The 12,964-nt window shown below is 27.2% G+C and carries 9 protein-coding genes and 1 pseudogene; 6 read left to right on the forward strand and 4 right to left on the reverse strand.

Features of this window, described 5'->3' with window-relative positions; all coding sequences use genetic code 11:
* The first annotated feature begins 127 nt into the window (after positions 1-127).
* From RJT54_RS00715 to lpdA, 6 genes and pseudogenes are all read left to right on the forward strand, one after another.
* On the forward strand, positions 128-289 hold the full coding sequence (locus RJT54_RS00715) for a hypothetical protein (RefSeq protein WP_343128318.1): 162 nt from the start codon (positions 128-130) through the stop codon (positions 287-289).
* Positions 286-2,601 (forward strand): annotated as a pseudogene (gene secA, locus RJT54_RS00720) (preprotein translocase subunit SecA); the annotation flags it as partial. The gene RJT54_RS00715 and the pseudogene secA, both read left to right, overlap by 4 nt.
* A gap of 108 nt (positions 2,602-2,709) precedes the next feature.
* Entirely contained in the window at positions 2,710-3,762 is a 1,053-nt protein-coding gene (locus RJT54_RS00725; RefSeq protein ID WP_343128319.1) for a GMP reductase, read from the forward strand.
* A 139-nt stretch (positions 3,763-3,901) separates the two neighbouring features.
* A complete protein-coding gene (gene aceE, locus RJT54_RS00730; RefSeq protein WP_343128320.1) occupies positions 3,902-6,565 on the forward strand; it encodes a pyruvate dehydrogenase (acetyl-transferring), homodimeric type in 2,664 nt (887 codons plus the stop codon).
* 13 nt (positions 6,566-6,578) lie between these two features.
* A complete protein-coding gene (locus tag RJT54_RS00735) occupies positions 6,579-7,763 on the forward strand; it encodes a 2-oxo acid dehydrogenase subunit E2 (RefSeq protein WP_343128321.1) in 1,185 nt (394 codons plus the stop codon).
* A 102-nt stretch (positions 7,764-7,865) separates the two neighbouring features.
* Positions 7,866-9,290, forward strand: coding sequence for a dihydrolipoyl dehydrogenase (gene lpdA / locus RJT54_RS00740; RefSeq protein WP_343128322.1), 1,425 nt, complete (start codon positions 7,866-7,868; stop codon positions 9,288-9,290).
* Between the two features lie 88 nt (positions 9,291-9,378).
* On the opposite strand, the gene RJT54_RS00745 is transcribed toward lpdA, so the two are convergent.
* The 4 genes from RJT54_RS00745 to ftsA are packed head-to-tail and all read right to left on the reverse strand — an operon-like array spanning position 9,379 to position 12,924.
* The gene (locus RJT54_RS00745) at positions 9,379-10,098 is read right to left on the reverse strand and encodes a 5'-methylthioadenosine/adenosylhomocysteine nucleosidase (protein ID WP_343128323.1); all 720 of its coding nucleotides are present in this window, start codon (positions 10,096-10,098) and stop codon (positions 9,379-9,381) included.
* A 19-nt stretch (positions 10,099-10,117) separates the two neighbouring features.
* Positions 10,118-10,453 carry an iron-sulfur cluster insertion protein ErpA gene (gene erpA, locus RJT54_RS00750; RefSeq protein WP_343128324.1) on the reverse strand — a complete coding sequence of 112 codons (336 nt, stop codon included), beginning with the start codon at positions 10,451-10,453 and terminating at the stop codon, positions 10,118-10,120.
* Between the two features lie 23 nt (positions 10,454-10,476).
* Entirely contained in the window at positions 10,477-11,634 is a 1,158-nt protein-coding gene (ftsZ, locus tag RJT54_RS00755; protein ID WP_343128325.1) for a cell division protein FtsZ, read from the reverse strand.
* Between the two features lie 36 nt (positions 11,635-11,670).
* The gene (ftsA, locus tag RJT54_RS00760; RefSeq protein WP_343128326.1) at positions 11,671-12,924 is read right to left on the reverse strand and encodes a cell division protein FtsA; all 1,254 of its coding nucleotides are present in this window, start codon (positions 12,922-12,924) and stop codon (positions 11,671-11,673) included.
* Positions 12,925-12,964: the final 40 nt, after the last annotated feature.

A 12,964-nucleotide genomic window follows, 5' to 3' on the forward strand; every position in this document is an offset into this window, starting at 1 on the left:
AATATAATATTTTATTGGAAATATATAATTTCCAGGATTTATCAAAAATTATTAATTATATTCTTGAATTTTTATGTATATTTTATAAATTACTATCATATATCAGGATTTTCATTAGGAATCTTTTATGTTTTCAAAAATTATAGATTTTTTATTTAGAAATAAAAATTACTTGAAATTAAAAAAAATAAAACACATTATAGATAATATAAATCATTTGGAAAATCGTTTTAGTTCTTTAACAGATCATCAATTAAAAAAAAAACTCAAATTTTTAAACATGCTATAAAATGTGGTACATCTTTAGATAGTTTATTACCTGAAGCGTTTGCAACAGTGCGTGAAGCAAGCAAGAGAGTGTTTCATATGAGGCATTTTGATGTGCAATTAGCTGGAGGAATTATTTTATATGAAAATTGTATTGCTGAAATGTGTACTGGAGAAGGCAAAACGTTAACTGCAACTTTATCTGCTTATTTAAACGCTCTTAGCGGTCATGGTGTACATATAGTTACTATGAATGAATATTTAGCACAACGTGATGCTAAAAAAAATAAAACTTTGTTTGAATTTTTAGGATTAAAGGTTGGTCTCCTGTTATCTAATATGTCAATTAAAAACAAGCAAGAAGCATATCTTGCTGATATTACTTACGGTACAAATCATGAATTTTGTTTTGATTATTTACGTGATAATATGGTATTTTCCTGTGATCAAAAAGTACAACGCGGTTTATTTTATGCTTTAATTGATGAAGTTGATTCTATTTTGATTGATGAAGCACGTACCCCGTTAATTATTTCGGGTCCGTCTAAAGAAAATATCGAAATGTATCATATAATTAATAAATTAGTTCCTCATTTTATACTTCAAAAAATAGAATCTGTGGATCCTGCTAAATATACAGGACATTTTTTTATTGATGAAAAAAGTAAACAAGTTTTTTTAACTGAGCTTGGTTTACAAAAAGTTGAATCTTTATTATCGAATTGTAATTTTATTAAAAATAGTCAATCACTATACTCAAGTCAAAATTTTGTTTTCATACAGCATATTATTTCTGCTTTACGGGCACATTTTATTTTTTTTCGTGATATAGATTATATTATAAAAGATAAAAAAGTAATTATTATTGATGAACATACAGGTAGAATGATGCCGGATCGAAGATGGTCAGATGGTTTACATCAAGCAATAGAAGCAAAAGAAAATATAAATATATTACATACAAACCATACTTTAGCATCTATAACGTTGCAAAATTATTTTAAAATGTATAAAAAACTTTCAGGTATGACAGGAACTGCATCGACCGAAGCATTTGAATTAGAAATGATTTATGGTTTAAAGACAGTTACAATACCTACAAATTATCCAATGATTCGTAAAGATTTGACTGATTTAATATATATTACTGAACGGGATAAAATACATGCGATTATAAAAGATATTCAATATTATGTTGTAAAAAATCAACCTGTTTTAGTTGGTACAACTTCAATACAAAAATCTGAAATTATTTCTAAACAATTAACGAAGTTAGGCATTAAACATAATGTCTTAAATGCTAAATCTTATAAAAAAGAGGCTGATATTATCTCTAAAGCAGGAAAATTAAGTGCTGTAACAATCTCAACAAATATGGCAGGCCGGGGTACAGATATTATCTTGGGAGGTATAATTAAAATAAATCCAAAAATACCAGTGGATATACATGATCAGTATAAACAAGAAGAATGGTTAAAAGAACACAATCATGTAATCTCATTAGGTGGTTTACATGTTATTGGAACTGAGCGTCATGAATCACGTAGAATTGATAATCAATTAATAGGTAGGACAGGAAGACAAGGCGCACCAGGTTCATCAAGGTTTTATTTATCTTTAGAAGATCCTTTAATACGTATTTTTATATCAAACAGTATGAAAAATTTTATTTTAAAATTTAATACACACTCTGATAAACCTATCGAACATAATTGGATAATGAACGCTATTACGTATGCTCAAAAAAGAGTAGAAAATTATAATTTTGAAATTCGAAAAGAATTATTAGAATATGATGACATTTTAAATACACATAGAAATATTTTTTATTTTATTCGAGATGATATTTTAAATACTAAAAATAGTAAATATATTGTGTTAAGGAATTTCTTGCATGTCATTTATAGGATTTTAAAATTACATTGTTCTAATAATGTTCCTAATATTAAATGGAATATTCAAATTTTGATGTCGATTTTTAAAAATGATTTTAATTTATTTATTCCAATAGAACGATGGTTGAAAGATAATACTAGTATTTCTACTACTTGTATTTTACATAAAATTTATAGAAAAGTACAGCATCATTATCGTAAGGTAGAAAAAATTACAGGGTATAATAATATTCGAATCATGGAAAAAAATATTATGTTAAATACTGTAGATTTTTTTTGGAAAGAACATTTATCATTTATGGAATATTTACGTCATGGAATACATTTACGAGGTTATGCTCAAAAAAATCCTAAACACGAATATATTAAAGAATCGTTTTTTGTATTTTCTAAAATGTTAGATACGTTAAAATATGAAATTAGTGCAAATATAATTAAAAAAATATTTTATATATAGTAATGTATGATTAAAAATTTTTTATTTTTTTATTATTATCAATATAATTTATATAAAACAATTTCAACAGTATATTATTGGAACAGATTTATGCGTATTGAAGAAGGTATTAAATTAGGTTTTAAAGATGTTTTAATTACACCAAAAAGATCAACATTAAAAAGTCGTTCTGAAGTTAATTTAAAGAGAAATATTCATTTTAAATACTCTAATATGATTAGTTCGGGTATTCCAATTATTGCATCAAATATGGATACTGTAGGTACATTTAATATGGCTGTACAATTATCTGCTGTCAATATTATAACAGCTATACATAAGTATTATACTGTGAATGAATGGAGAAGTTTTATTACCCATGTACCGCATGATTTTTTTGATTATATTATGGTTTCAACTGGTGTTTCGGATGCTGATTATACTAAATTAAAAAAGATATTATCGTTATCACCGTTATTAAAATATATTTGTATTGATATAGCAAACGGGTACTCAGATAATTTAATTCAATTTGTAACAAAAATACGTACTAAGTTCCCAAATAAAATTATTTGTGCTGGTAATGTAGTAACTGGAGAAATGGTTGAAGCTTTATTACTTTCTGGTGCGGATATTGTTAAGATTGGTATTGGACCAGGTTCTGTTTGTACCACACGTACTAAAACGGGAGTTGGTTATCCTCAATTATCTGCTATTATTGAATGTGCAGATGCTGCTCATGGTTTACAAGGACATATTATTAGTGATGGAGGTTGTATTAATTCTGGTGATATCGCTAAAGCATTTGGAGCAGGCGCTGATTTTGTAATGTTAGGTGGTATATTTGCTGGACATAATGAATGTGAAGGTAAAATTATTACAGAGAATAATGACAAATTTATGTTATTTTATGGAATGAGTTCTAAAAACGCTATGAAATTGCATATGGGGAAAGTTGCTGGTTATAAAACAGATGAAGGTAAATTAGTAAAATTATTATTGAAAGGTCCAGTGAAAAATACAGTACTTGATATATTAGGTGGTTTAAGATCATCTTGTACTTATGTTGGTGCTAGGGAAATTAAAGAATTAAATAAAAGAACGACATTTATTAGGGTACTAGAGCAGGAAAATACAATTTTTAATGATGGTACATTGTTTTAATATTAGGTGTAATATGTTTGATATATATATACGTTATATGTTATATATTCAATAAATTGTTCAGTTTTTTTATTATTTAAAATTATTACTAGTATATTAAATAAAACAGTCATTGTAAATAAATAAAGGAATATTCAGCATGTCAAATGATTCTCAGTATGATATTGATCCTATTGAAACTATTGAATGGACGGATTCTATTGAGTCAATTATTTTAAAAGATGGAATACATCGCGCGAAATTTATAATAAAAAAATTAATAACAAAATTCAAGAAATATAGAGTATCTGATACAATGCATGATTTTGTTACTGATTATATTAATACTATACCTGTTAATCAAGAAAAAAAATATCCAGGTAATTTAGATATAGAAAAAAGAATTCGTTCATTTATACGGTGGAATGCAATTGTTATGGTGTTACGTGCTTCTAATAAAAATTTAGAACTTGGAGGGCATTTATCATCATTTCAATCATCTGCAACAATTTACGAAGTTTGTTTTAATCATTTTTTTCGTGCTGTAAATAAAAATTGTGATGGCGATTTAATATATTTCCAGGGACATATTGCGCCAGGTATTTATGCACGTGCTTTTTTAGAAGGAAGATTAAGCGAAAGTCAAATTAATAATTTTAGACAAGAAGTATTAGGTGATGGATTATCTTCATATCCGCATCCAAAATTAATGCCTGAATTTTGGCAATTTCCTACTGTTTCTATGGGACTAAGTCCAATCAATTCTATTTATCAAGCAAAATTTTTAAAATATTTAGAGAATAGAAACTTAAAAAATACACAAAATAGAACAGTATATGCTTTTTTAGGTGATGGAGAAATGGATGAACCAGAATCTAAAGGTGCAATTACTGTTGCTGCTAGAGAAAAATTAAATAATTTAATTTATGTAATAAATTGTAATTTACAACGTTTAGATGGTCCTGTAATTGGTAATGGTAAAATTATCAATGAATTAGAAAGTTTATTTTATGGTGCTGGATGGAAAATTATCAAAGTAATTTGGGGTGATCGATGGGATATCTTATTAAAAAAAGATGTAAGTGGTAAATTAGTGCAATTGATGAATGAAACTTTAGATGGTGATTATCAAACATTTAAGTCAAAAGATGGTGCGTATATTAGAAAACATTTCTTTGGAAAATACCCAGAAACATTAGAATTAGTAAAAGATATGTCTGATGAAGAAATTTGGTTATTAAATAGAGGTGGACACGATCCCAAAAAAATTTTCTCTGCTTTTTATAAAGCTAAGAAATCAAAAAATAAACCTGTTGTCATTTTAATTCATACAATAAAAGGGTATGGAATGGGTCGTTTAGCAGAAGGAAAAAATGTTGCACATCAAATTAAAAAAATGAATATTTGTGATTTAAAATATTTTTGTCAACGATTTAATTTACCTATTTTAGAAGAAAATATTCCTGATCTTCCATATGTAACTTTTAATAAAAATTCTATAGAATATAATTATTTGCATGATAGGAGAAAAACACTAGGCGGTTATATTCCTACTAGAAGATCTAACTTTACAGAAACATTACATTTACCAACTTTAGACAACTTTAATTCAGTATTGGTAGCTCAGAATCGTAAGATTTCTACAACAATGATTTTTGTACGTATATTAAATATATTATTAGACTTTAAATTTTTAAAAGAACGTATTGTCCCTATTATTGCTGATGAAGCTCGTACATTTGGAATGGAAGGTTTATTTAGAAAAATTGGTATTTATAATGTTGATGGTCAAAAGTATACCCCTCAAGATAAAAATCAATTAGCTTATTATAAAGAAAATAAAAATGGACAGATATTACAAGAGGGTATTAATGAATTAGGTGCTGCATCTTCTTGGTTAGCTGCTGCAACTTCATATAGTAATAATAATTTTCCTATGATTCCGTTTTATATTTATTATTCCATGTTTGGATTTCAACGTATTGGCGATTTATGTTGGGCAGCTGGAGATCAGCAAGCAAGAGGGTTTTTAATTGGAGCTACTTCTGGTAGAACGACTCTAAATGGTGAAGGATTACAACATGAAGATGGACATAGTCATATTCATTTTCTGACTGTACCTAATTGTATTTCTTATGATCCGGCGTATTCGTATGAAATTGCTGTCATTATACAAGATGGATTACAGAGAATGTATGGATCTTCTCAGGAAAATATATATTATTATATTACTACAATGAATGAAAATTATTTTATGCCTGAAATGCCTTGCAATGTTGAAGAAGGTATTAAAAAAGGAATTTATAAATTACGTTCATTACATACTCAAACACATAAAGTACAATTAATGGGTTCTGGAGCAATTTTAAGAAGCATAATAGATGCTGCAGAGATTTTATACAATGATTATCATATTGGATCTGACATTTATAGCGTGACATCGTTTACAGAATTAGCACGAGATGGGCAAGATTGTGAAAGATGGAATATGTTACATCCTCATGATCAGCCTAAAATTCCTTATATTACTCAAATTATGAATTCTGATCCAGCGGTAGCAGCTACTGATTATATGAAATTATTTGCTGATCAAGTACGACACTATGTTCCAGCTAAAACGTATCGAGTATTAGGAACCGATGGATTTGGTCGTTCAGATAGTCGTAAAAATTTACGTTATTATTTTGAAATTAGTGCACATTATATTGTTATTGCAGCATTAACAGAATTATCTAATTGTGCAGTAATAGATAAAGATATTGTTTGGGATGCAATACTAAAATTTAATATTAATACTAAAAAAATTAATCCACGTTTAGCATAAGAGGTTGTATTGAGTGGATATTGTAATCAAAATTCCCGATATTGGTATAGAGAAAGCAGAAGTAATCGATATTTTAGTACATGTCAATGATATTGTTGAAAAAGAACAAAGTTTACTTGTCATAGAAGGTGATAAAGCTTCTATGGAAATTCCTTCAACCCATCATGGAAAAGTTAAAGAAATTAAAGTAAAAGTAACAGATATTGTGCATCAAGATTCTATTATTATAATTTTAGAAACTATAGACGATCCTTTACCTGAATTAAATGATACTCCAAACCATACAAAAGTTATCGATACTCATGATGTTATAATACACGCTTCACCTTTAGTACGGCGTTTAGCACGTGCGTCAAATATTGATTTGAGAAACATTAATGGAAGGGGTAGAAAAAATAGAATCCTGAAGGATGATTTAGATAATTATTTAGAGAACAATCTTAATAATAACAATTTATCAAAAAAGTATGACCATGTATATAATTTTGATTTTAGTCGGTTTGGCGAAGTAGAAGAGATTCAGTTAAGTAAGATTAAAAAACGTTCAGGAAGTTTATTATGTTTAAATTGGTCAACTATTCCGCATGTTACACAATTTGATGAAGTTGATATTACAGATTTAGAAGCGTTTCGTATTAAATATAATGATCGTATAACGGTGAAAGAAAAAAAAATAACATTGTTAGCGTTTATTGTGAAATCTATTACTAAAGGATTAGAGAAATTTCCTTATTTAAATAGTACAATTTCTCATAACCAAGAAGTTATATTTTTAAAAAAATATATTAATATTGGTATTGCCGTAGATACTATTCATGGATTACTTGTTCCAGTAATCAAAGATGTTAAAAATAAAAATTTATCTGACATTGCATGCGAGATATATCATATATCCAAGTATGCCCGTTTAGGGAAATTAAAATTTTCTGATTTACAGGGTGGTTGTTTTACGATTTCTAGTTTGGGTAGTATAGGAGGGACTGCTTTTTCTCCAATTATTAATGCCGCTGAAGCAGCTATTTTAGGCGTTTCAAAATTTTCTTACAAACCTATTTGGAATGGTAGTGAATTTATTCCAAGATTAATTTTACCTATAGCATTATCTTATGATCATCGTATTATAGATGGAGCAGAAGGTGCAAAATTTATTTCTTATATAAATACATTATTATCGGATGTGAGATTATTATTAGTATAAATATAATAAAATGTAATATATGTTTGTTTTAAATAAACAGCATAATTACTAAAAAATATTTATTATTATACTGTATTATATATATTATTTTTAAGGATAAATATGATTCGTGATATTCACGTACAAGTTTTAGTTATTGGAGCTGGACCTGCGGGGTATACAGCGGCATTTAGGAGTGCTGATTTAGGATTAAAAACCGCTATGATTGAAAAACATAATTCATTGGGTGGCGTATGTTTAAATGTTGGTTGTATTCCATCAAAATTTTTATTACATATTGCAAAAGTTATTAAAGAAACACAAGAAATATCTAAATACGGTGTTTACTTTAATAATCCTAAGATCAATTTTAGTTTAATTAAAAAACAAAAAAAAAATATTATTAATAATTTAGCTAACGGCTTGAAACATATGGCAAAAAGCCGAATGATTAATATATTATATGGTATTGGTAGTTTTGTTAATAAAAATACAGTTCTAGTTGTCAATCAAACAGAAAAAATTAATGTGCATTTCGATCATGTCATTATTTCTACTGGATCTAAATCGATTATGTTGCCACATATACCATATGATAATATTTGTATTTGGGATTCAACAAATGCATTATCTTTAAATACTATTCCAAAAAAATTACTAATTATTGGATCAGGTATTATTGGATTAGAAATGGCTACATTTTATAGTACAATTGGTTCTCAAGTCGATATTATTGATCGATGTGATCAAATTTTACCTTTTTTAGATAGAGATGTTGTAAAAGTATTTACTTCTGCAGTAAAAAATGATTTTAATATTTTACTGGAAACCAATTTTAATAATCTTACTGTACAAGATGGTCAAGTGGTAGTGACGTTATGTAATAAATTAAATAAAATAAAAGCATCGTATGATGCAGTTTTAGTTGCTATTGGTAGAAAACCGAATATACAAACTTTATTATTAGATAATATTGGTTTAGATGTAGATGAAAATAATTTTATTAAAATTGATGATCAATTCCGTACTAATGTACCTAATGTGTATGCAATTGGTGATGTTACAGGGCAACCAATGTTAGCACATAAAGGGATACATCAAGGTCATATTGTTTCAGAAATTATTGCTGGTTATAAACATTATTTTCATCCAATTACGATTCCTGCAGTATCTTATACTGATCCAGAAATTGCTTGGACTGGTATAAATGAATATGAAGCAAGAAAAAAAAACATTAATATTGAAACTGCAGTATTCCCATGGAATGTTTCTGGTCGGGCAATTGTTTCAAATTGTAAACATGGTGTTACAAAATTAATTATTAATAAAGATACTCGGCAAATTATCGGTGGTGCTATTGTTGGCAGACATGCAGGTGAATTATTGTCTGAAATTACACTTGCTATAGAAATGGGTTGTGATATCGAAGATATTGCTTTAACAATTCATGCTCATCCTACGTTATCTGAATCTATAGGATTAACAGCCCAAATCTTACAAGGTACGATCACTGATTTAATGAATTCTAAAGCTAACCTAAAACACTAATGTTTTTATTTTATAAATTTTTACTGTTTATAATAAAGAATTATTTGTTTTGATTATTCAAATAATTCTTTATAATTTCATATCATAATTATACATATGTTATGATTTTAGAGCATGTTTGTATGATTTGAATATAATCATGAATAATATTATATAATTTTAAATATAGATTTTTTATATTTTTTTTAAATATAGATGGTGCTGTTTCTGTAGCAAAATCTGAAATAATTTTTATAATAAGCACTGGTATATTATGCTGAAAACATACTTGATTAATAGCAGCAGATTCCATATCTAATGCTATGATATCAGTAAAATTGTTAGTTATATTGTTGATATGATTATTATGGTTAATAAAGGTATCACCACTTACAATTAAACCTTCCCAGAACGTTATGTTGTAATTATATAGTATTGTTTTAATTTGATTTCTTAAAAAATTATTTGTATTAAATATTTTAGGAAATCCTGGTATTTGACCTACTGTATAGTTAAAACTTGTTACATTAACATCATGGTAAGCAATTTTACTTCCAATGATTACATCATTAATATTAATATATGATTTTAATGTTCCACTTGATCCGATATTAATAATAATATTCACTTTATATATATATATTAATATCGTACATGCGATACTACTAGAAACTTTACCTATTCCTGATTGTATAAAAAAAATTTTATTAGAATGTGATACATATATGTTAATTCCATATATGCTACTTTGTATTTTTTTAAGTTTTTTAAAAGCATAATAATATGCTTTCATTTCTTTTTTCATTGCATAAATAATACCGATTTTCATATATTTTCATATACATATACTATATACTAAATGATGCACCACAACTGCATGTTGTTTTAGCATTTGGATTTGATACTGTAAATTTAGACCCTGATAAGTTTTCTTGATAATCGATAATTCCGCCATGGAGATACTGTAAACTAATTGCGTCAATAACAATAGTAAATTGTTTTTTGATAATAATATCATTAGTATAAATGTTGTTATCTACTTTAAATTTATATTGAAAACCATTACATCCTCCACCAATAATATAAATTCGAAACTTTAAATTAAGATTATTATTAATTAATATTTTAATTTTATTTTTTGCTAGAGTAGTAAATTTTAATTTTGGTTTTAATTGATTTATCATATTATTTATTATTTTATTGAAGTTTATTTTTTTCTTAAAAAAGAAGGAATATTTAAATAATTTGATTTTATTTTATTATTTTTGTTAATTTCAATATTTTTACGATTTATATTTTTTTGGTATGTTTTCTTAATACCTGAATTAAAATTTTGATAACGATAATCTGTAGATATTTTTTCTTGATGTTGATTTGTTGTGTTTAATGGTATGTTATTTTTTATTTGATTTTCCGTACCAATGCCTGTTGCAACCACTGTAACACGTAAAGTATCATTCATTTCCGGGTCTAATGATGTTCCTATAACTACTGTTGCATTATCTGATGAAAACGATCGTATTGTATTTCCAACAGTTTCGAATTCATCAAGTCTTAAATCTATTCCTGCTGTAATGTTTACTAATACTCCTTGCGCTCCTGATAAATCGATATCTTCTAATAATGGACTTGATATAGCAATTTCTGCGGCTTCTTCTGCTCGGTTATCTCCAGAAGATAACCCAGTACCCATCATAGCATATCCCATCTCTGACATTACTGTCCTAACATCTGCAAAATCCACGTTCATTAATCCTGGTTTTGTAATTAATTCAGCAATACCTTGTACAGCTCCTCTTAATACATTATTTGCTGCGCTGAATGCATCTAAAAGAGAAATACCTCTATTTAATACTTTTAGCAATTTATCGTTTGGAATAATGATCAGGGAATCAACGTATTTTGAAAGTTCTAAAATACCTTCATCGGAAAAAATCATTCTTTTTTTTCCTTCAAAAGTAAATGGTTTAGTAATGACAGCTACTGTTAAAATACCCATTTCTTTTGCAATAGAAGCGACAATTGGTGCGGCACCGGTTCCGGTCCCTCCTCCCATCCCAGCAGCTATAAATATCATATCTGCTCCTTCTAATGCAGAATTTATTGCTTCTCGATCTTCTTCTGCAGCATGTTTTCCGATTTCAGGATTTGCACCTGCTCCTAATCCTTTTGTAATATTACTACCGATTTGGATGGTTTGTTCAACTTCTATTTTTTTTAGTGCTTGTGCGTCGGTATTAATTGCAAAAAATTCTACTCCTGCAATTTTTTCCCTAACCATATGTTCAACAGCGTTTCCTCCGCCTCCTCCAATACCTAATACTTTAATTATTGCTTCATTACTTAATGCACTTGCATCAAACATGATCTTTTCCTATTTATAATTTTAAAATTATTTTATTTATATTATTTTTTTAACCCAATTCTGTACATAACAGAATAATTTTTTTAAAATTGTTGTTTTATGAAATTGTTTTTTATGATGATTATATATTTTAGAACCGTATTTTAATAGTCCAATTACTGTTGCGTAATTTGGTTGAATAATTTTATCATTATACGTTTTAATTTTTAATGGTATACCGATACGTACTTGTGTATTAAATATTTTTTTTGCTAATATTTTTAGTGATTTCGCTTGTGCCCCACCTCCAGTTAATACAATTCCAGATCCTAATATATATGATTGACTTGAATGATATAGCTGATTTTGTATTTTTATAATCATTTCATTAATCATTGTAAATAATTCGGTATATCGTGAGTTGATTACTTGTATTAGAATATCATTTTGAATGGTTTTTGTATTAATATCATATAGATTAGATATTTCAATTAATTCTGATGCTGTTAGTGATGTTAATATTGTTGAACCATATTTTTTTTTAATTATTTCTGCATTTTGAAAAGATGTATTAAAAACATATGCTATATCGTTCGTTACAGTATTACCTGCATATGGTAATACATGACTATATTGAATATATCCATTAAAATATATAACAATATTAATACTTCCTCCTCCGATATCTATCATACAGACACCGGACTGTTTTTCTGAAAATGTTAATACTGCTTGACTAGATGCAATTCCAGAAAATACTACTTTTTCAACTTGAATATTACAAGATTGTATTGCTTTAACTAAGTTTTTTTTAAAAATATGTTTATAAGTGATTAAATGTACTTTTGCCTTCATTCTACAACCTGACAATCCAATAGGATTTTTTATACCATATTCCTTATCAATTATATATTCTTGAGGGATAACATGTAATATTTTATAGTCATGACCAAGTTTAATTGATTGGGCTGTGTATATCGCGTATTTTATATCTTGATGTGTAATTTCTTTATTATCAATAGGGACAATACCGATTTCATTTTTACATTTAAGGTATTCATTTGATAAGGAAACATATATAGATGAAATACGGTATTCAGCCATAGTTTCAGCTTCATATATGGCCTTTTTAATACAAGATATTAAAGATTGTAAGTTGTTTATATTACCTTTATCTATTCCTTTAGAAGGGTATTGGCCTATTCCGATGATATTAATTACTTGATTAACCGAAATTTCTCCTATTAAAACAACTATTTTGGTCGTTCCAACGTCGATTCCTGCGATGATTTGATTGTTTTTTTTTATCATAATTCATTTAACCTATGACTTTTGAGAAAAACTGATATAT

Source organism: Buchnera aphidicola (Takecallis taiwana) (assembly GCF_039355125.1).
GTDB classification, from domain to species: Bacteria; Pseudomonadota; Gammaproteobacteria; order Enterobacterales; family Enterobacteriaceae; genus Buchnera_L; species Buchnera_L aphidicola_AG.